Source organism: Microcoleus sp. AT3-D2, assembly GCF_036705715.1.
Taxonomy (GTDB): Bacteria; Cyanobacteriota; Cyanobacteriia; order Cyanobacteriales; family Microcoleaceae; genus Microcoleus.
The window spans coordinates 1-21,753 of sequence record NZ_JAUBVE010000065.1 but is presented as its reverse complement, the minus strand read 5'-3'; the positions used below and the strand labels follow the sequence as shown (position 1 = coordinate 21,753).

The 21,753-nt window shown below is 44.8% G+C and carries 17 protein-coding genes; 11 read left to right on the top strand and 6 right to left on the bottom strand.

Annotation, left to right across the window (positions count from 1 at the left end):
* Positions 1-15: 15 nt before the first annotated feature.
* The 5 genes from QUB44_RS22870 to QUB44_RS22850 all read right to left on the bottom strand — a co-directional run bounded on the left by QUB44_RS22870 (position 16) and on the right by QUB44_RS22850 (position 4,733).
* On the bottom strand, positions 16-615 hold the full coding sequence (locus QUB44_RS22870) for a TerD family protein (RefSeq protein WP_333371034.1): 600 nt from the start codon (positions 613-615) through the stop codon (positions 16-18).
* Positions 616-696: 81 nt separating this feature from the next.
* Positions 697-2,151 (bottom strand): TerD family protein, encoded by a 1,455-nt coding sequence (locus QUB44_RS22865; RefSeq protein WP_333371033.1) that lies wholly within the window; start codon positions 2,149-2,151, stop codon positions 697-699.
* A 99-nt stretch (positions 2,152-2,250) separates the two neighbouring features.
* Positions 2,251-2,823 (bottom strand): TerD family protein, encoded by a 573-nt coding sequence (locus QUB44_RS22860; protein WP_333371030.1) that lies wholly within the window; start codon positions 2,821-2,823, stop codon positions 2,251-2,253.
* A gap of 54 nt (positions 2,824-2,877) precedes the next feature.
* Entirely contained in the window at positions 2,878-3,411 is a 534-nt protein-coding gene (def, locus tag QUB44_RS22855) for a peptide deformylase (protein WP_333371028.1), read from the bottom strand.
* 80 nt (positions 3,412-3,491) lie between these two features.
* On the bottom strand, positions 3,492-4,733 hold the full coding sequence (locus QUB44_RS22850; protein ID WP_333371026.1) for an HhoA/HhoB/HtrA family serine endopeptidase: 1,242 nt from the start codon (positions 4,731-4,733) through the stop codon (positions 3,492-3,494).
* A gap of 206 nt (positions 4,734-4,939) precedes the next feature.
* Here QUB44_RS22850 and dnaA point away from each other — a divergent pair, with 206 nt between their 5' ends.
* The 3 genes from dnaA (at position 4,940) to dnaN (ending at position 8,101) form a co-directional block, all read left to right on the top strand.
* On the top strand, positions 4,940-6,310 hold the full coding sequence (dnaA, locus tag QUB44_RS22845; protein ID WP_333371024.1) for a chromosomal replication initiator protein DnaA: 1,371 nt from the start codon (positions 4,940-4,942) through the stop codon (positions 6,308-6,310).
* A gap of 46 nt (positions 6,311-6,356) precedes the next feature.
* Positions 6,357-6,737 (top strand): hypothetical protein, encoded by a 381-nt coding sequence (locus tag QUB44_RS22840; RefSeq protein WP_333371021.1) that lies wholly within the window; start codon positions 6,357-6,359, stop codon positions 6,735-6,737.
* A 224-nt stretch (positions 6,738-6,961) separates the two neighbouring features.
* Positions 6,962-8,101 (top strand): DNA polymerase III subunit beta, encoded by a 1,140-nt coding sequence (gene dnaN / locus QUB44_RS22835; RefSeq protein WP_333371019.1) that lies wholly within the window; start codon positions 6,962-6,964, stop codon positions 8,099-8,101.
* 244 nt (positions 8,102-8,345) lie between these two features.
* Here dnaN and QUB44_RS22830 read toward each other — a convergent pair whose 3' ends face one another.
* Positions 8,346-9,806, bottom strand: a complete 1,461-nt coding sequence (locus tag QUB44_RS22830) for an ATP-binding protein (protein ID WP_333371017.1) — start codon at positions 9,804-9,806, stop codon at positions 8,346-8,348.
* A gap of 983 nt (positions 9,807-10,789) precedes the next feature.
* Here QUB44_RS22830 and QUB44_RS22825 point away from each other — a divergent pair.
* From QUB44_RS22825 to QUB44_RS22790, 8 genes are all read left to right on the top strand, one after another.
* On the top strand, positions 10,790-11,869 hold the full coding sequence (locus QUB44_RS22825; protein ID WP_333371015.1) for a permease: 1,080 nt from the start codon (positions 10,790-10,792) through the stop codon (positions 11,867-11,869).
* 140 nt (positions 11,870-12,009) lie between these two features.
* Entirely contained in the window at positions 12,010-12,798 is a 789-nt protein-coding gene (locus QUB44_RS22820) for a TIGR03943 family putative permease subunit (protein ID WP_333371013.1), read from the top strand.
* 182 nt (positions 12,799-12,980) lie between these two features.
* A complete protein-coding gene (locus QUB44_RS22815; protein ID WP_333163065.1) occupies positions 12,981-14,357 on the top strand; it encodes an oligosaccharide flippase family protein in 1,377 nt (458 codons plus the stop codon).
* Between the two features lie 30 nt (positions 14,358-14,387).
* On the top strand, positions 14,388-15,374 hold the full coding sequence (locus QUB44_RS22810) for a hypothetical protein (protein WP_333163064.1): 987 nt from the start codon (positions 14,388-14,390) through the stop codon (positions 15,372-15,374).
* Between the two features lie 485 nt (positions 15,375-15,859).
* Entirely contained in the window at positions 15,860-17,425 is a 1,566-nt protein-coding gene (locus tag QUB44_RS22805) for an Ig-like domain-containing protein (RefSeq protein WP_333371011.1), read from the top strand.
* Positions 17,426-17,514: 89 nt separating this feature from the next.
* A complete protein-coding gene (locus tag QUB44_RS22800; RefSeq protein WP_333371009.1) occupies positions 17,515-18,081 on the top strand; it encodes a hypothetical protein in 567 nt (188 codons plus the stop codon).
* A 709-nt stretch (positions 18,082-18,790) separates the two neighbouring features.
* Positions 18,791-20,146: an ATP-binding protein gene (locus QUB44_RS22795; RefSeq protein ID WP_333371008.1), complete on the top strand. Its 1,356-nt coding sequence runs from the start codon at positions 18,791-18,793 to the stop codon at positions 20,144-20,146.
* Positions 20,147-20,255: 109 nt separating this feature from the next.
* Positions 20,256-21,632 (top strand): ATP-binding protein, encoded by a 1,377-nt coding sequence (locus QUB44_RS22790; protein ID WP_333371006.1) that lies wholly within the window; start codon positions 20,256-20,258, stop codon positions 21,630-21,632.
* Positions 21,633-21,753: the final 121 nt, after the last annotated feature.

Below are 21,753 nucleotides of genomic sequence, written 5' to 3'. Positions count from 1 at the left end.
ACAACATTTTTAAGATCACCGCATAAATGAACCGACAACACCGTTCATATCCTCAGCCAAAGGATTTCCCAAAGCCTTAAACTTCCACTCGCCGCCTTCTCGATAAACTTCTCCCATCAACATATTTAATTTTCCTTCATAAGAAGGGTCATTTGACAATTGATAGCGAGCTATTTCTTTGCCGGCGGCATCTACAGCCCTCACGAAAGCATTTTGTACCAGGCCGAAATGCTGTTTTCTCTCTTTTCCATCGTAAATATTTACGCCCAAAATAATTTTGTGATATTCTGCAGGCAAAGAACTCAGTTTCACCACTATTTGTTCGTCGTCTCCCTCTCCCTCCCCCGTGAGATTGTCGCCTGAGTGAACAACTGTTTTGTCCTTTGACTCCAAATGAGAGTAATAAATTACATCCTCTTTGTAGTTCTTTATTTTGCCATTTTCTCCCAGCAGCATAGCGTAGGAATCTAAGTCAAAATTTGCACCACTGCTTCGCCCGAAAAGACCTTTTTTAGCTTGTGCAACATCCCAGCCCAAACCCACTGTCAGTTTGGACAAGTCGTATTCGCTTTTGCTGAGAACGATTGATTGTCCTTTTGTCAAGTTGATAGCCATAGTTTTGTGATTTTGTAAGGTTTATGGTGAAGTTGAATGATTGCCCTAAGCTAGCATTTTGTTGGCATTAAAAAGCTGTTTCTAGGGTAAGAGATTTTTGATTCGTGCTGATTTTACCCAATGCGGATATTCGGCTGTCAACAAATCATATAATTCCTCATCGGCAATATGTTCCGGGTCTTCTAAACTGAAGAAATCGGCGTTGTCTAGGTAGCAATCGCCCATTTCGTCAAGCTGTTCTAAAAATGTAAAATCGCTCGCTACCGCTCTTGCTAACCAGCCGCGAACTCCCTTACTTTTGACATCCTTCAACGACTTACCGATTGCCATAAACTGCCAAAATATCGGCTCATAGGACGACCATTTTAGCTGCTGCTTGCTTTGCGATTCGTCGGCAGTTTCTCCATCAGTCACAAACATCACGTAGACAGGTCGATCGGCTTTAATAGCTGCGTTGCGCCTGCTACCGCGACCGTCAGGAAAATAGAACTTTCTAATTTCCTTCATCACTTTACCGTAGTAAGTACCTCCTTCTAAAGGATACGGTTGCAGTATATTGTGGATGAAGTTTGAGAAATTGTCGATCGACATTTCACCGGGATTGTGGGGGTTGACTCCAAACAGAAATATGTCGATTGATCCGTTGTCATCCAACCGACACCCCAAAGCCAAAATCTTCTCTGCCAAACGCTGAATTTTTCCTGAACTGTACAGCGAAGACATGGAAGCCGAAATATCGAGACAAAGGGCTACTTGAGCATTGTGATTTGTTAGATTTGCTTTCTTGAGCGAGATATCGGCTTTCTTAGCGAGATTAAAAATGTGCGGCGCTTTTTCCTCAAGCTTTTTGTCTAATGCTATAGCTTTCTGACTTTTGTGACTATCTTCAATAACTGGTAATTTAGGCAGTTCTACTGTACGTTTTGCTGGCTTTTCTGGCTGTTTAATCTCTGAATGATACTTGTCAACAAAACTCTGCAACCCTGCTTTATATCCTTGTCCTACGGCCTGAAATCTCCAAGCTCCATCTTTTTTATACAACCGTCCAAACTCGATCGCGGTTTCTTCAGAAAAAGCCTCTGTTAAATCGTACCGCGCTAATTCGCTGCCGGTTGTTCGATCGTACAATCGGATAAAAGCATTTGTGATTTGGCTGAAATTTTGATGTTTAGCTTGTGCGTCGTGAATCGTGACCACAAAAACGATTTCCTCAACAGCAGCCGTTACTTTTTCTAAGTCTACATAAATTGTCTCGTCATCTCCTTGAGTTTGACCAGTTTGATTATCTCCAGAATGGGCGATCGCTCCGTCCGGCGACTGCGAGTTATTGTAAAATACAAAGTATCTTTCATCGGGAATTTTGCCATCAGAACCTAATGCAAAAACAGAGGCATCGATATCGCAGCTTTGCGGGTTTGAGTTCGATAAATTTAGTTCAGTTGCTATTTCCCAACCTAGGGCGATCGCAACTTTTGTTAAACTTGGAGATGTTTTAGAAAGATTAAATCTTTCGCCCTTCTTTAATTGAATTCCCATCTGGTTTATCACCTCATGAGTCTGATTGCTTAAAATCGAGGGAAACATTCCTGCTTCCGAATTTCCCCTCGATTTATTTAGCTAGGAGCGATCGACCTTTTATCCGGCATACTTGTCTACAAAGCTTTGCAAACCTGAATTGTAGCCTTGTCCTACGGCTTGGAACCTCCACTCGCCGTCTTTCTTGTAAAGTCGGCCAAATTCGATCGCAGTTTCCCGAGAAAAATCCTCATCCAAATCGTACTTCATGACTTCTGTGCTAGTAGTGGTATCGTAAATCCTGATAAAAGCATTCCGCACTTGACCGAAGTTTTGTCTTCTCGATTCTGCTTGGTCAATTGTTACCACAAACACAATTTCTTGCACCGCCGGATCGACTTTGGTTAAATCGACTGTAACGGTTTCATCATCGCCCACTCCTTCTCCGGTTCTGCTATCTCCCAGATGTATTACAGAACCGTCCGGCGACTCTTTGCTGTTGTAGAAAACAAAGTATTTTTCGCTGGGAATTTTGCCAGTAGCCCCCAACATAAACACGGAAGCATCTAAATCAAATGCCGCCCCGGTGTCTGTAGCGTTGATATCCCATCCCAAACCAATCCCGGCATTTTTCAGCCCCGGTGCTTCTTTAGAGAGATTGATTCTCCCGCCTTTTTCTAAATTGATAGACATTCGCCCTCCTATTCACAACATCACTGGCGTTACTACTAGCAATTATACCAAGTGTTATAGTAAGTTGACAATTTGCTTTTGGTACTCGTCCTCTGTGATTAGTTCGTGGGTATTTTCCACTCTGTCTAAAAACACGATTCCATCTAAATGGTCGTGTTCGTGTTGAAAAATTCGGGCCACAAAGTCTGTCAATTCTTGTCGGTGGAGTTTGCCGTCTCTACTGGTGTATTCTATCTCGATCGCCCTACTTCTCGGCACCAATCCTCGAATCCCCGGAATGCTCAAACAGCCTTCCCAGTCTTTGATTGTCTCTGTTGATGCAGCCACAATCCGGGGATTAATCATCGCTGTGGGATCCATGTTGGGTGCTTGGGGATAGCGCAGGTTGGGGCGCGATGCGACGATGAACACGCGATCGGACTGAGCCGCTTGAGGGGCGGCAATCCCCACTCCGTTTGCGTGCTGTACTGTAAATATTAAGCTGTCAATCAACTGTTGAATGCGATCGTCCTTAATATTCTCGACAACTTGCGACTGGCGGCGCAATACGGGATTTCCTAATTGTGAGATTTGTAAGAGTTCTGCCATAGTTATTGGTTAGTCGTTATTGGTTAGTCGTTAACTACTGACAAATTACCATTTCCTTCTTCCTTCTTCCTTCTTCCTTCTTATCGAACTTTTTGAATCGGCAAACTCCCCGGTTTAACAGTCAAATTAACTATTTGCCCGTTGCGGTTGATTTCCATTTGCAACTGACCGCCAACCTTAGCATTTTGCACGAACTCCTGAACAGCTTCCGACTGAATAATCCGTTGATTATTAATTTTTTGAATCACATCTCCAGCCCGCAAACCTGCTGCTGCTGCGGGAGAATTAGGAACAACGCTAACAATAGCCACACCCCGATCGACTGCAACTCGCAGGCTGCTGTTAGCGTTGCTGTTAATTTGCTGCTTAACATCGGGAGTCAGCGTCGCCATTTCAATACCCAAATAAGCGTGTTCGACTTTCCCCGTCGTAATCAGTTCCTTCGCCACCTGTTGCGCCGCCTGAATGGGAATCGCAAAGCCCAATCCTTGAGCACCTTGAATAATCGCCGTATTCATGCCAATAACTTCGCCCGAAGCATTCAGCAGCGGGCCGCCAGAATTCCCCGGATTAATTGCAGCGTCTGTTTGAATAAAACCGATCCGCTTGTCGGGTACGCCCACATCAGTGCTCGATCGCCCTGTAGCGCTAATAATCCCCGCAGTTACGGAATTGTCCAAACCCAAAGGATTGCCGATCGCGATCGCCCATTCCCCAGACAACAGCTTATCCGAATTGCCGATCGCTACCACAGGCAGATTATTCGCCTCAATCTTCACCACAGCCACATCCGTCACCTTATCCGCCCCCAACACCCGCCCTTGAAAGCTGCGGCCGTCCTTGAGAGTTACGTTTACCGTATCGGCTCCCTCTACAACGTGAGCGTTAGTGAGAATCACCCCGTCGGCACCGATGACAAAACCCGAACCAGTGCCCCGTTCGATCCCGCCCCGGCCGCCCGAATTCGGTTCTATGCCAAAAAAATCTTCCGGCGACAGCCCTCTATTTCCCGGTCTCACCCGGCGCGAAGCATCGATCCGAACCACTGCCGGGCCAACTTTTGCCACCGCAGCCACAATAAAATTCACATTAGCCACGTCCCCCGACAAGGGAATCGGCGGCAAGACTTTCCTACCTTGATCCTTTGTATTAGGAGGCAGTTGCAATTTCGGTTCTAGCGCCCTTTGTCCAGAATCGCCAGAATTTGCACGAAATTGAGAAACCGTCAGACGATCGCCCAACATGGCGGCCCCGGCTCCCGTTACCAGCAGCAATATGTAAATTGCCGGTTGCTTCCAAAATTTGCCAGTAGAACTCTTCATTGCCATGTTTTAAGGCTTTCCTGCCAAATCTAAATATTTGCTGAGCAGCTCCCCGATACCTGGTTTGGACTGCAGAGCCGCCAAATTTTTGGGCGATGGCGTCCCGCCCCGCAAGCTACGGCAGACTCCCTTAAACTTTAGCATCTGACGACTAAACTCTCTAGAGTAGAATTAATATCTTGAATGCCGATCGGCAGAGGTGAGCAGTGGACATTCCCCTCGAAAGTCTGTGGAATCAGATACTTGAACGTCTCCAGGTACAACTGAGCAGACCTAGCTTTGAGACCTGGATCAAAACTGCTAGGGCCGAACAACTCGAAAATAACTGTTTGATCGTCAGCGCCCCCAACCCCTTTGCTCGCAATTGGTTACAAAAATATTACAGAGAAATCCTTGCCGATGCAGTCGCAGAAATTCTGGGCTATCCCGTAGACATTTACTTGACAATTGCCGGGGGAAACGAAACAGGCGGCAGCAGCGACTCGGCCATAATTTGGCCCTCCCCCATCGCGGATATCCAGGAAAGTCACTCGCTTCACCCCCCCAAACCCGCCAATTTAAACCCGAAATACCTCTTTTCCCGCTTTGTCGTCGGTTCCAACAACCGCATGGCTCACGCAGCCTCCCTCGCGGTAGCCGAGTCTCCGGGCCGAGAATTCAATCCCCTATTTTTGTGCGGTGGCGTCGGTTTGGGCAAAACTCATTTGATGCAGGCGATCGGCCATTATCGCTTGGAAATTGACCCCAACGCCAAGATCTTTTACGTTTCTACTGAGAAATTTACTAACGATTTAATCGCCGCCATTCGCAAAGACAGTATGCAAACTTTCCGCGATCATTATCGGGCCGCAGATGTTTTATTGATAGATGACATCCAATTTATTGAAGGCAAAGAATACACTCAAGAAGAATTTTTTCACACTTTTAATACTTTGCACGAAGCCGGGAATCAAGTAGTTTTAGCTTCCGATCGCCCGCCGCAACAAATCCCCCGCCTGCAAGAGCGTTTGTGTTCCAGATTTTCCATGGGATTAATTGCCGACATTCAATTGCCAGACTTGGAAACTCGGATGGCAATTTTGCAGAAAAAAGCTGAGTATGAAAATATGCGGCTGCCGCGAGATGTGATTGAATACATTGCTTCTAGTTACACTTCCAACGTTCGGGAATTAGAAGGTGCTTTGATTCGGGCGGTAGCATATCTTTCAATTACTGGTTTGCCGATGACTGTGGAAAATATCGCCCCGGTTTTGAATCCGCAAACTGAAAGCGTAGAGGCAACGCCAGATGCAGTAATTGCAGTTGTGGCTGAGGAGTTTGATGTTTCTGTTGAAGATTTAAAAGGCATTTCCCGGAGGCGAGAAATTAGTCTTGCCCGTCAAATAGGGATGTATTTAATTCGGCAGCATACTGGTTTGAGTTTGCCCAAAGTTGGCGAAGTGTTCGGCGGAAAAGATCACACGACTGTGCTTTACAGTTGTGACAAAATTGCTCAGTTGCGGAACACTGACCCGAATTTGGCTCAAACTTTGCGTCAGTTGAGCGATCGAATTAATGTTGTCAGCCGCAAAAGTTAATTTGAAGTCAGTTGTCAGTTGACAGTTGTCAGTTGTCAGTTGACAGTTGTCAGTTGTCAGTTGTCAGTTGTCAGTTGTCGGTTCTCAGTTGTCAGTTGTCAGTTCTCAGTTGTCAGTTGTCATCACTCAACGCCGTCAACAGTTAACAGTCAACAGTCAACAGTCAACAGTCAACAATTCCCAATGCCCCATAATAGACAATCTTGCCTGTGGAAAAACCTGTGGAAAATGGGCCCTCCGTTTGTGGAAAACTTTACTCGATCGCCCGAAACAGCTTTTGCACAAAAATGGGCGATCGACCGCACCAGCTTTTCCACAAGTTTTCCACAGGTATTTATTACCTATAAGTGACGCCCAGCAAGCAGTTAGCTTTTTTTTTCCACAGTTTCCACAGGGCGATCGATACAAAAATAATTCAATAAATTAAAAAATACTAGCGATCCCTGCACACCCTACACACATAGTTCGCGACGCGCGCTGACTTCAGAAACCCGGTTTCTACCAAGATTTCTCGTTTTTACAGGCGAAATTTTGCCTAAAAACCTGGTTTCTAGTCCCATGCTTAAGCCCTACACACAGAAAAACTGACCCGCCGGCTTTCTGTGATACCATTTGTTTCTGTTTCAAATCCGGTTAATTAACCTTCCTACCATGAAATTGGTTTGCACCCAAAGTGACCTCAACGCCAACCTCTCGTTGGTAAGTCGGGCCGTTCCCTCCCGCCCGACACATCCGGTACTCGCCAACGTGCTCTTAGTAGCGGATGAGGAAAATCAGCGGGTTAGCTTGACAGCTTTCGATCTCAGTTTAGGCATTCGTACCAGCTTCGCAGCAGAAGTGACGGGTGGCGGCAGTTTTACCATACCCGCTAAATTACTCAACGATATTGTTTCGAGACTCCCAGATGGAGAGATTACTTTAGAAGACGAAGCGGGGGACACCGTAGCATATCTCACTTGTAGTTCTGGCAGCTACCAAGTTAGAGGCATGGGCCCGGAAGAATTCCCAGAATTGCCTGCAATAGAAGCCGGAACAATCCTCAAATTGCCACCGGAAGCCTTGATAGAAGGACTCAAAGGAACTTTATTTGCTACTAGCCCCGACGAAGCAAAACAGGTACTTGCAGGCGTGCATTTAAAGGTATTGCAAGATTGCCTGGAATTTGCAGCTACAGACGGCCACAGATTGGCAGTAGTTCAAACTGCCAATGAAAAAGCTGAAGGCGAAGAAACCCAAGAAGAATTTGAGGTGACAGTCCCCGCTAAAGCATTGCGGGAAGTAGAAAGAATGCTGGTGATGCGGCAGTGGACTGAACCTGTCACCCTGCATTTTGAACACGGTCAAGTAGTGTTTGAATGGGCCGACCAGCGGCTGACCACTCGCACTTTGGAAGGGCAATATCCCGCATACAGGCAGTTGATTCCGCCCTCCTTTGAGCGGCAAATTACCTTAGAAAGGCGATCTTTCTTAGCAGCAGTAGAAAGAATAGCCGTTTTTGCAGACCAAAAAAACAATATTCTCAAATGCAGCATCGACGAGGAGAATCAGGAAATTACTTTGTCTGTAGATGCTAAAGATGTCGGCTGTGGCAAAGAGTCAATGCCCGCACAGATTTCGGGAGATAGCATAGATATTGCTTTCAACGTGAAATACTTAATTGACATTTTGAAAACTGCTCAATCCCCAGAAATTCAACTGCAATTAAACGGTGCTCTTGCGCCTGTAATTTTTCAGCCTTTAGGCGGAGTCAATGCTACATTTTTGATAATGCCAGTGCAGCTAAGGGCTTAAAAAGAGTCATTAGTCATTAGTCAGTAGTCATCAACAAACAGTCAACAGTCAACAATCACCGGTGCTGCAAGCGGAATTGATCTAATTCATCTGGGTTAATCTGTGTTAATCTGCCCTCATCTGCGGTAAAAAAAAGATAATTTCTGAACCGCAGATGACAAAGGATTGACGCTGATTCACGCAGATAAAGAGAAGAGAGATAGGAATAATTCCCATGCTAATATATTTGATATGAGTTATTGCTTCAAATCAATGGCAACAAAATTTCAAACTCAGTACCTGTACCGGGCGTAGAATGCAAATTTAACTTGCCTTTATGCTTTTCCGTAACAATTTGATGGGTAATTGCCAACCCCAAACCGGTACCTTTCCCGGCGGGTTTAGTGGTGAAAAATGTCTCAAAAATCCGCCGCTGAATTTCTGGCGGAATTCCCGGCCCGTTATCGGCAATTCGGATCGCTATCCAAGCGTTATTTTGATGTTTTTCCGCTGCTTCTGGGGAGAAGTCGCAGTTTTGGTTGGCGGATGATAGCTGTTTGCCATTTTGTCGTAGCTTGCGGGGCGGGACGCCATCGCCCAAAACATAATTTTGAATTATTTCCGAATTAACGCAGTCTCCGTCAGCACTGTCTATTAACTCAGTTTCAATCGTAATCGCAGGCACAAAACTTTTTTCTCCTTGTACCTCTTCCAAAGCGTCGATCGCATTGCTGATGATATTCATAAATACCTGGCTCAACTGACCCGAGTAACACTTGACTAAAGGCAAATCACCATAGCTTTTAACTACTTCAATGCTGTACTTGAGACGGTTTTTCATAATTAGCAGCGTACTGTCAATACATTCATGGATGTTAGCTTGTTTCAAGTGGGCTTCGTCCATGTGAGAAAAGGTGTGCAGGCTGGTGACGAGTTCGGTCAGCCTCTGCGATGAAACTTTCATACTTTTGAGAATTTCCACCCAATCTTCTTGCAAAAAATCAAATTCTATGTGTTTTTTGAGTTGGTTAATTTTTTCGTTTTCACCGACAATGTGTTCGTAAGCAGACAGCAACTCCATGATGTCTTTCGAGTAGTTGGACAAAAAGCCGAGATTTCCGCTGATGCAGGTGACGGGATTTCTAATTTCGTGGGCGACTCCAGCTACCATCTGTCCCAAACTGGCTAGTTTTTCGGTTTGAATTAGTTGAGATTGAGTTTGCTGCCTCAGCAATTTTGTTGCTAGTTCATGAATGTTGGATTGGGCTACTAACAGTTCGTGTACATCTACCAAACTATAAGTTTGAGGCGACACTTGAACCACAATCGGTTCGTAAAGCAGTTCTTTCGATCGCAACAGCGACTTCCTGGCTGCATCCACAATTAAAGTATTGCTGGGAAAAATTAAACTCTCAGTTTCGGCAAAGCGGTACAAAGCCCTCACTGGTCGCTTTAAAAATAGTTCTCGCCCAAAAGGACGGCTGATAAATTCTAAAAATCTCCGCCGGGAAATCATACCGGCAAATTCACCTTGATGGGTCACAATGACTCCCGGTAAAAGCGGATTAGCTTCTAACATCTGAGAAATTCGCATTCCCCAATCCGTAGCTTCTACCTGAAAATCGTAAAGCGACAATTGTTGGAGAGTAGAGTCTAAACAAAGTTCTCCTAGGTCAGCCTCGGAGATGGGTTGGACGGGTCTTTCTACGCAGGAGGTATTCAACATAAATTCATCAGCACGCTTTTTTGGGTTCTATTTGCCAGCAGACATTCAGCTACCAAAGGTCAACAGGTGAGTTGTTGAGTGTTTTGACCGGCATCCCCCTGGCAAACTGCATTTTAAATTACACAAAAAACTGACTGTAGTAAATGAAATTTTACCACTTAAAGTATTAGGCAAGATTGAGTATCACCGAGATAAATGCGCCCTGGTAATTATACCTGACTTTATTTTATACTGACTTGAGCGGTATTAACGTTTGGTTCCAACTATTTAACTATTCATTAACCTTAAGTTATCGTCTTAACCTTTTGTTGATAATTATTATGCTGAGAAATATAATTGATTGACAATAGAGAAAAATCGGAATTGCCCGATCGCCAACACGATGCACCCGTCAGCAGACAAGTTAAAAGTCCAAATTGGAGCGATCGCGTCCCTGAATTTTAGCTCGCTAAGGGCGATGGCTGGGAGTCCCGCAAGCTAAGGTATTTGAGGCCATGTCATCCCATATCCCCGATCCGGTACTCGCAACCCCCGTAACGGTCAGCCAGGGGCAGACCTGCCAGTGCGTCCCCTATAGGTTTGTAGTGAAAACTAAAGTCATCGCGCTACAAACCAATTTTATAGCGATCGTTATATAAAACAGTTAGCCTCGCCCGCAATCGGCAAAATCTGCCTTGGCATTTGTTCTACAATCAACCATTGTTAACCGAAAGATCCATCAAATCGGCGACGGTTGGCAGACTCAATTATTGATTTTCTGTCCGAGGCAGATATGAATATAAATTCAGTCAAATTCAAACAAGTTTAACCAATCCCAATTATTCAAGGCATCAGCATTGATTAAATTAGAAGGTATACAAATTTCCACAAAAAAAAGACAAAACAATCAACGGGATCTTAACTTAGTGCTATGCTTTGGTATGATCTACAAGGAGTTCTACCAAAGACGTATAGCTAAATACCAATCTACCAGTAGGTGATCGATGCAACCCGCCCTGACAAATCAGTTAAATAATGCTTTCACCCTGTTTCTGAGCTTGTTAGTAGAGGCAATACCTTTTCTGCTGCTCGGAGTTTTATTTTCAGGTTTGCTGCTGGGGTTTGTAGACGAACGCAAACTCGTATCGCGCATCCCGCGAAACCCGCTGCTGGCGGCTTTGATGGGCAGTTCGATCGGCTTTTTGTTTCCCGTGTGCGAGTGCGGTAACGTGCCCGTAGCCCGCAGGTTACTGATGCAGGGAGTGCCCGCACCAGCCGCGATCGGCTTTTTGCTCGCCGCCCCCACCATCAACCCCGTAGTAATTTGGGCGACTTGGACGGCATTTCGCGATCAGCCAGAAATTGTAGTTTTGCGGGTGGTATTTTCTCTGTCTATAGCCACAATTATCGGCTGGGTGTTCAGCGCCCAAAAAGACTTGCGGCCTCTGCTGCAACCCTCTGTAGCCCGCGCGATTCCCCTGCCAAAACCAGAGTTTTCGGAAAAAGAACTCGTCCAAGCTAACACTCCGCTGCTGTTGCAGTCGGGAACATTTATGCTCGGTCAGCCGGGGGGGGTGGTGCCGATCGAATCTTTGCTACAAGACGACTGGAAGCCATTACAAGGAGGCAAAACAGAAAAAACCTCGCAACGTTCCTCCATGTTCCACCCTGTTTCTAAAGATCGTCTGCGCCTGCTTTTAGATACTATGGTACAGGAGTTGCGCGAATTGGGAGGAGTGTTGGTAATCGGAAGTGCGATCGCAGCCATCATTCAAGTTGGCGCCCCCCGCGAACTAATTCTCAACCTCGGCCAAGGCCCCGTTTCCTCGATTCTAGCCATGCTGCTCTTAGGCGCGGTCGTATCTATTTGTTCTACAGTAGATGCCTTTTTTGCCCTGTCTTTTGCTTCCACATTTACCAGTGGTTCGCTGTTAGCATTTCTCGTTTTCGGCCCGATGATTGACCTCAAAGGCATCGGTTTAATGCTGTCAATTTTTCAAGGTCGAGCCGTAGTTTACTTAATTGTCTTGGCAGCTCAGTTAACCTTTTTAATGACCCTCGCTGTTAACTTGCATTTAGGTTGATAAGTTAGCTAAAACAGAAAAATCATACATAGGATTTGCAATTTTCAATTACCTTGCTCCAGATACGGAAGTCACGAATATACAGATAGCTGTTTTTTTCTTTTCCTTCTTCCCTATTCCTTCTCAATTACTATTAAAAAATGAATCTTAAAAAAATTAGCCCCTGGCTGGACGCCCTAGCTATCTTAGCCTGGGGAATACTGCTTCTTAAATATTGGATCACTGGCAAATTAAGCATTCTAATTCACCCCAATTACTTTGGCTTGACTCTAGCAGGAGGAATCGGCTTAATGGTTATTGGCGGTTTAAAAACTTGGGAACTCTTAAAACGTGATCGCACCACAAAGCAATCGCGGACATCAACAGCAAATAACTCTCTCAGAATCACAGAAGTTGAACACGTTACTTTGTTTCCCCCCAGTATCGGCAGCACCTTAATGTTGAGCGTCGCATTAATAGGTTTACTCACCACGCCCCGCACATTTACCAGCCAGACAGCATTAGAACGAGGCCTCACCGAATCCCTGCCTATCACCAGACTGCAACCCCAAGAATTTCGCAATACTACAAAACCCGAACAGCGATCGCTCGTCGAATGGGTGCGGCTGTTAAATTTCAACCCCGAACCGGATACATACAGAGGTCAAAAAGTCAAAGTTCAAGGATTTGTAATTCATCCCCCTAACCTAGCAGAACAATATATGTGGATCGGGCGTTTTATCATTACCTGCTGCGCGGCAGACGCCTATCCGATCGGGTTGCCAGTAAAATTACTGATCGGTCAAAGCCGCACCACCTTTGCCCCAGACAGTTGGCTAGAAATAGAAGGAGAAACGATCGTAGAAGAACTGCAAGGCAAGCGCAAATTAACCATTCAAGCATCCTCCCTCAAACCAATTCCTGAACCCAAAAACCCTTATGATTATTAGATGTTGAGTAAGTATCAGATTAAATTTTACCTTGATTGCGAGATGGACAGTCCAGACCCAATCTCTGTATACAGATGAACATACGGTAAAGTCAGCTATAAAAGTGGCAGCATCCTCCTCTAGGAGTTGCAAATAACAAATTCAGCAACTACACTCGTAATTAGGAAATAAATTCTGAGTATATGTCATCAGGAAAAAAATTAGCTATCAAAGGTGCTGCCTGGACGATCGCCAGCTATGGAAGCAGTCAAATTATCCGATTTGGTAGCAACCTAATCATGACGCGCCTGCTTTTGCCTGAATTATTTGGTCTAATGGGTCTAGCGTACGTTTTCATCATAGGCATTAACTTATTCACAGACATAGGTCTGGGCCCCAGTATCATTCAAAACAAGCGCGGGGACGAGCCTCAATTTCTCAACACTGCTTGGACAATGCAAGCTATTCGCAGCTTGTTTGTCTGGTTGTGTTTAATTCTAATAACCTGGCCAGTTACTCAATTCTATGAAGAACCCCGTCTGATGTGGTTGATTCCAGCCATAAGTATAAATACCCTAATAGGAGGATTTAAATCGACTTCCGTATCCACCCTAGAACGCAAAATGAGTGTTAAGGAAGTAGTGCTTTTTGAGTTGGGTACACAGATAATTTCTACTACAGTGATGATTGTGTGGGCTTTCTTCGATCGCAGCATCTGGGCGATCATTGTAGGCGGCTGGACTGGAGCTGTAGTGGAGTTAGTATGGAGCCATTTTTTGATTCCCGGCAAGTCAAACCGCTTTGCTTGGGATAAAGAAGCAGTAAAAGAAATATTTTCTTATGGCAAATGGATATTTTTGTCTACGATTTTATTTTTTCTGTGTTCTCAAGCCGATCGACTCATTCTCGGGAAAATATTTACTTTAACAATGTTGGGCATTTACGGCATCGCTTTTACCCTGGGGGATATGCCACGCCAAGTCATCATCGCCATTAGTGGTCGGGTGATTTTTCCCTCAATTTCTATGCTGGCAGAGTTGCCGCGGGAAGAGTTGCGCGCCAAGATACTCAACAACCGCAAGCTAATTCTAATACCATTAGCCGTAGGTTTAGCAATTTTTGTGAGCCTTGGAGATCAGTTAATTTTAATACTGTATCGGAAAGAGTATGAGGCTGCATCTTGGATGATGCCAATCTTGGCGTTAGGTATCTGGCACACCACCCTCTACAATATGATGGGTTCTTGTCTGTTAGCCGTAGGAAAGTCTCAGTACCCAGCTATTGGCAATCTGCTGACTTTTGTGAATCTATGTATAAGTATACCGCTCGGATACCACTTAAAAGGTAATTTAGGTGCCGTGATTGCTGTAGCTCTCGGCGACCTTCCTACCTATGCAGTAACTAACTACGGTTTGTGGAAAGAAGGACTAACTTGTTTTTGGCAGGATATTCAATTAACAGGGCTGTTTGTAGGGGTGCTGGCAACTATACTTTGGTGCAGAGTGGCTTTTGGTTTGGGTCTGCCGATCGATAAAATATCACCGATGGATTTAGTTCCAATCAATCAACTGTTTCAGTAAACAAAAATAAACAAAAAGGAGATTGTCTATATGTCAGCCGAACACAAGACAAGAAGAAAAGTAATGCACTTTATCTTCTTACAAATTGCTCTTTTACAAGAAATATCGCGAGTAGCCACGAGGTATACTAAAAAGATGTTTTTTTATCAAAGAAATCGCATTATAAATTTATTCAAAGAAAACGAACAGCCGGAAAAAGAACGCCCCAAAGTCTTTGCCGCTGTGGCACACATTACATCAGTTGAAGAATCTAACAATCCAGAAAAAGCTGCAGCAAAAATAGAGAGACTCAGACACACAATAGATGGACTGTTAACGAGTTTTGCTCATTGCGACCTGAGTATTACTATCCAAACTCTACCGAACAGGCACGTTACAGCCTACTTACCTGAATATCAAATTAAGTGCATTGATATACAAGAAAGCCCTGACTGCGACCCCATGTTTGTAGGGTTTAGACTTCAGGAAGAATTTGTCGAAAGAGTAGAAAAATTTGACTGGTTTTTATTCATAGAAGATGACATTGTTTTGTACGATGCTTTCATTCTAGAAAAATTAGAAAATTTTAACCGACAAAGCGGGTATGAGAATGCTATTCTTTACCCACACCGTTTTGAAATGTATCAAGGAACCAAGAGATACATTGATTTGACAATAGATGATCATCTATCGTGGAATCAGCTATCTAGTGTAAAGATAGAAAATGTAAAATTTGCTGAGTGTAGCAATCCTCATTCAGGATTTTACTGTTTGTCAAGAAAGCAGATGAAAGAGTGGATAAAATCAGGTCGCATCTTCAAAAATCAAGTATTGAATGTCGGGCCTTTAGAGAGTGCAGCAACTTTTTGTATTTTGGAATGTTTCTCGATATATAAGCCTCACCCCTCAAACTTAAACTATTTTGAGGTCAGGCATTACGATAGCAAATATTCTAAGCTATATCCCGAACCGGAATCGCCGTATACACTGTCAGCAGTTAATAATAGTTCCAGCACACCAATCGTCAAGGATTCGTGAAATGGTTCTAAGTAGATCGTCGTGATTATTAGTAGGGTGGGTAGAGTGCTAGCTTTACCCCTCAACCTATTAAAGAATTGGCGATTTGAGATTTCAGATTAAATTAAAAATCTCAAATCTCAAACATTCCTGGACGTCACTGGCACAATGATAGGGTGCTATACTGTCGTCAAAATCTCTTTCGATGGAGGAAAATTTAGCTCTGAGGTACCCTAGAATATAAAATCTCAAATTACACATCTAAAATCGGTTGAGGTTGTTGGAAGTGCCGCAGACGCCACGAATTTAAGCTCGTGAGTTTAATTTAGTCCTGGAGGCACCAACACTTTAAGAAACCGAGTTTTTTACCAACATACGTCGTTGCATTCCTTTTCGCAGGCAAAAAAGGAACCGTTTCAGAGGGTCGGGAGTACGCCCAAGACAGTAAAATTTAAGAGGGAAAACTTGGCAGTTAATTTTCAGCAGAAAGTAGGAGAGAAAGATTTGTGAGTATTTTTAAGAAAAAAATTAATCCCTCACCCTTCGCTATTCTGCCATTCAAACAGCCGATCGACCGCACGGCCATCTTCCTCATGCTAATGCTGAGCGTCTTAATCGGTCTGCTGCTGCTGAGCGGCGATCGCACAGCACCCAGAGTGCGAGAATTTACCTGGGAAAACAAACAAATCGGCGCCGAAGATACCGGCTTTATTCTCACATTCTTTCGGCCGATGAACCAGCCCACCGTCGAGGAAAACTTAAAGCTAGAACCCCCCCTCCCCGGTAAATTTAGTTGGGCTGGAAGACGGATGGCTTACACCCTCAAAGATCCAGCACCCTACGGCGTTACCTACACAGTCCAACTCGCCGGAGCAACCGACAAGTATTTCGGAGAAAAAAACCAAAATAAAGGAACGCCAATGCAACCGTTTAGCAGTTCCTTTCGCAGCCGCGATCGAGCTTTTGCTTACATCGGCGTCCAAGGCGAAACAGAAAGCAGATTAATGCTAGTCAATCTCACCAGCAGCGACTCGAAACCGATAGCGCTGACTCCCAAAGATTTAGTCGTTACCGATTTTAAACCGTATCCTGACAGCGATCGCATTTTATTCTCCGCCACAGATCGATCGATCGCCCGTACTCGCGGCACTCTAAATCAAGAAATATTCACAGTCACCACCGGCATCAACCCTCAATCGGACTCAGGAACTCAACAAAAATACCCAGCCGGTAGAATCGACAAAATCTTAGACTCCAAAGATTACCAAAACCTCAAATTCGACCTCTCAGCCGACGGAAAAATCATAGTTGTCCAGCGCGTCAACCGCCGCAATCCAGGCGATTTCAGCCCTTGGATTGTGGAAGAAAAACAGGCGCCCAGACCCTTGGAAAATGAACAAGGCGGAGATTTTATGATTCGCCCCGACAGCAAATCGATGGTAATATCTCAAAAACAAGGATTAGCGATCGTCCCCCTCAAACCCGAAGCAGACCCTGTAGAATTTTTGCCAAAATACGAACAAGTATTGGGGATGGCTCGCGACAACTCCGCCGCCGCCTATGTTAAATACAACAGCGACTTTACTCGATCGCTTTTCATCTTAGATAACCAAGGTGTAGAACAAGAAATATTGCGTATTCCCGGCAGCATTATGGCCGTTTATTTCGACCCCCGCAAAAACCAAGACAACCAAGTTCAGCGTCTCTACTGTTTGTTAGCCCAACGCCTCAAAACAGAAAGCTACAAAGAACAGCCTTTCATCGCCACCATCGACCTCAAAAAAGAGGGTACTCGTTTGGTAGGAACCATCAAACCGCTGCTGATTTTGCCCAACCAATTAGATACCCAAATCAGTTTATCTCCCGACGGGCTGGCATTAATTTTCGACCAATCAGTCACAGCAGCAACTCCCTCAGCAGCAGACAGTCCCCGCAACGATAGTGGACAGTCGATCGCCACCAGCCGCCTCTGGCTGCTACCCTTAGTAGAAATACCGACAGACGGTTCTCCCGCAAAACTACAGCCAGAAGAACTGCCCTTTGCCGGCTATCACCCCCGCTGGCTACCATAAACCAATTTGAGATTTGAGATCGCACTGCTGACTAATGACTGGTGACTAATCTAAAATCTAAAATCTAAAATCTAAAATCTAAAATCATTATGACTCCCGAAGAAATTAGCAATACCCTTAAAGACTTATTTGGTGACAGTGTTGAGATGCCTGCTGCCACTTCTTGGCAAGTACAGACCCCCAAATTTCGCCTGTTAGTCCTCCTTTCAGAAGACGGGAGTTGGTTGCGGATTTTGCTGCCGATCGCCGATGCCCAGGAAGCTCAACCATTTCTTGATAAACTGCTAGAAGCTAACTTTGACACCACCCTCGAAACTCGCTACGCCTTACATCAAAACGTTTTGTGGGGAGTATTTCAGCACAGTTGTGCCACACTCGTGGCCGCCGATTTCTCAGCCGCCGTCGCCAGACTGCTGGCTTTGCAAGAGCAAGGTTTGTCCGACTTTTTCGGCGGTTTGATAGAAAGCCGCATCCGTCAAATCATCAAAGCTGCGAAGATGCAGGGACAGTCTGTGGAAACTACCCTTCAGACTTTAGACCGTTTCTACGCAGAGGGATTGATGGGTGAAATGGAACTAGGGCGAGAGTCTCGCGAAAACACTCTCGCCGCTTGGCGGTATCAGCTAGAACGCCTCTGGCCGGAGGTGGAACCCTAAGACGATTGGAGATTGGAGATTGGAGATTGCAGAGTGCAAAAAACTGAGGACTATCGAGGTTCGGAAGTTGCCTAAAGTTGCATTTCTTTTGAGTGGTATAGCAACCGCCAATACGGTTAGGATGTTCTTAATTCCACAAACCCTTGCGGAACATTGCTTCTTCCTTCTTTCCTAGATAACTAAACCCTTCCATCCGTTACATTCGGTTACATCCGAAGAAAGTGAATCCGTGGCCGGACTTCCTTCTGCTGTACAATCTGCCGATTTTGGTCTGGGCCGCAGTCTGGACCGTTGGAGCCTCAAGCCCCTTGGACTATGGCTAATCCGGGCCCTCGAACCCTCGAAGGATGCCTGTATATTCACTGATAACCCGCGAGCGGTTCTCCAATTCCCTTCTATCACTGGAAAAATGGTATAATTTATCACAATAATTAGTTATAAATATTAAAAATTTTCGGAAAACACCCGATCGCAGGTATATCATGGTAAAAAGTTTACAGCAGAGATCAGTAAGTTCCACAAAAGCTTCGATCGTTTAATATTGACTTAGAAACAAAATCTTTAGCAGACAATGCTACTGCGATCGGGTTTTCCCATCGGGTGCAGTTGTAATTTGGCAAATTAGCAACTACCCGCTACCAATTACCAGTTAGGAATTAATAGCAACTTAAGTTGTCCATTAATACAATATTTAACAGGGGTTTCATCTATGTTTGCTGTGCGTGAGACTAGCTCGGAGTTATCAGTGTTGCATATACCTGAATTTTGTACTTGGAACATCTCCTTAGAATCAACTCTCCTAGACCTGCCACTCTCCAACTGCCAAATTGAATTAACTCAACAGGCAAAAGAAGTAGCCCAGGCTTTTGAAGAAAATTCCATGCTTCCCGGCGTCATTTTGACAAATGGGGGTAATTTTGTCGGCATCATATCCAGGCGTCTCTTTTTTGAAAAAGTTAACCGCCGCTACGGAGTAGAAATGTTTTTCAAGCGACCAATAGAGGTGCTGTACAAGTTTGCCAAGCCAGAGGAACTCGTACTTCCCGCCAGTAAATTAATAGTAGAAGCCGCCCAGGAATGTCTTTACAGATCAGCAGAATTAATTTACGAACCAGTAGTAGTGGAAATAGCCCCCCAGAGCTACAAGCTGTTAGACGTACACCAATTAATGGTCGCTCAATCAAGAATTCACGAATTAACAAATAAGTTACTCCACAAACAAACCCAAGCCAAACTCATCCAAACAGAAAAAATGGCGAGTTTGGGGAGGATTGTAGCAGAAGTAGCCCACGAAATCAGAAATCCGCTGAACTGTATTTGGGGAAATTTAACTTTTCTACTGTCCTATTTTGAACACTTGCTTCAGCTCATGTCGGTTTATGAAGAAGAATATTCTGCACCCTGTCCCCGAATTGATGCCCTTAAAAAAGAAATTGAATTTGATTTTTTACAAGAAGATTTGCCGATTACCTTAGAAGGGATGGAGTTGGGAGCCTCGCAATTGCTAAAAATAGTTAACGGGCTGCACCACTTCTCTCACATGGACGAGACCAAACCAGCCGAGACAGACATTCACGAATGCGTGGAGATGACGCTGTTAATTTTGAAAAACCGCTTTAAAAACAGCATAGAAGTGGTTAAAAATTACGGCGAACTGCCGCTAGTTAGTGGCTACTCCGGTCAGTTGAGTCAGGTGTTTTTGAATTTGTTAGTTAATGCTCTAGACGCCCTGACAGAGTACGCAGCCGATCGAGAAATACACACCCCATGCGGGGACAACTGGCAGCCCCAAATCGAAATTACCACTAAAGTTATAGAAACCGAGCACGGCAAGCGGGCGGCAATTTGCATTGCCGATAACGGGCCCGGCATTGCCCCAGAAAATCACAAGCAGATATTTGACACCTTTTTTACCACTAAACCAGCAGGCAAAGGCAGCGGTATGGGGCTAGCTATCTGCAATCAAATCGTCACTGAAAAGCACGGTGGCCAACTCAAATTGCGATCGCAACCAGGTAAGAATACTGAATTTGAAATTCTCCTGCCTATCGTTGGCACAACATGATTAACTTAAGAATATTCTCGGTTGTTCGCTCAGAAAAGTGAAATGATAGGGTAGCTTAGTAGTAGCTTCTCAATTCACTTTCCCAGCGTTTCGGCAACTAAAAGTTCCAGTGGCAAATAAATTCAGTTCCAAACTCCTTAGCCCTTCACTCTCCGAAGGCAGCCATCAAGACCTTTCCCTAGAGTCTACCCTCTGGGATTTGCCCCTGTATGACTTTCAGGTTAAATCGAGCTGCTTGGCCGTGGCAGTTGCCGAAATGTTTGAACAGTATCCCCTAGTGCCGGGAGTCGTCTTGATGGAAGCAGGAGAGTTTGCTGGCATGATATCCCGCAGGCAACTGCTGGAATATTTGCTCAAACCCCAAGGGCCTGAGCTATTTTTGCACCTGCCACTAAAAGTTCTCTACAGTTACGCTCGCGTCGAAATATTATTGGTGGCAGAGAGTACAACCATTTTGGCAGCAGCCCCACAAGCTCTGCGTCGATCGCCCGAATTGCAGTCAGAACCGATCGTCGTCCAAATAGATTCCCAATCTTACCGACTCTTAGACCCTAACGCACTAAACATCGCCTACTGGCAAATTCGTGGCATCGAAACTCAAGTCCGCTACGAAAGAGCCCAAACTCAAATGATTCAAAGCGAAAAAATGGCTAGTTTAGGGCGTTTAGTCAACGGAGTAGCCCACGAAATTTTAGATCCGGTAGGCTTTATCTGGGGGAATTTAACCTACGTAAGCGACTACAGCAAAAACTTGATGGAGTTGCTCTCAGTTTACGAGGCTTACTGTACCGAACCCCCGCCGGAAATAGCAAGGCTCAAAGAAGAGATCGACTATGATTTTCTGCAAAACGATTTCCTCCGAACTGTTGCCAGCATCAAATCTGGAGCCGAACGTTTGAGCAAGTTGGCAAGCAGTTTACAAAACTTCTGCCACATCGACGATATTTATCCAAAACCCACCGACTTGCACGCCAACATAGACAGCATCCTTTTGCTGCTCAAAAGTCGTTTGACCAGGGAAATCCAAGTAGTGAAAAACTACGGCTACCTGCCGCCAGTACCATGCTATGCAGGACAGCTAAACCAAGTATTTATGAATATCTTGACCAATGCTATTCATACATTAATTAATGAAGCAGTCGGTCAAGAATTGGCGAAAGAGTTCAAAGGTGGAGGACTCAGAGACGCTGATCGCCAGCCTAAAATTGAAATCATAACTCAAGTTTGTTGTCCCGAACCTGCGCCGGATTTAGACAAACTTCATGTTCGGTGGGTTTCGATTTGCATATCCGATAACGGGCCAGGAATGTCACCTAGCAAGTACAAAAAAATCATAGAATCATTCTCTACGGAAAAACGCGCCCTCAAAGAAACGAGTTTAGCAGTTAGCTATCAAATAGTGACGGGCAAACACGGCGGTGCGTTCAGAATGCGATCGGAGTTAGGCAGAGGCACTGAATTTGAAATTTTGTTACCGTTAGCTTAAAGAAGGAAGAAGTCATTAGTCAGTAGTCATTAGTCAGTAGTCAGCAATACTCCGGACAGTTTTTAAGCAGCCAAAGTACCATAAGACAAGACTGAAGGAAGATTAGGATGGTTTAAAATCA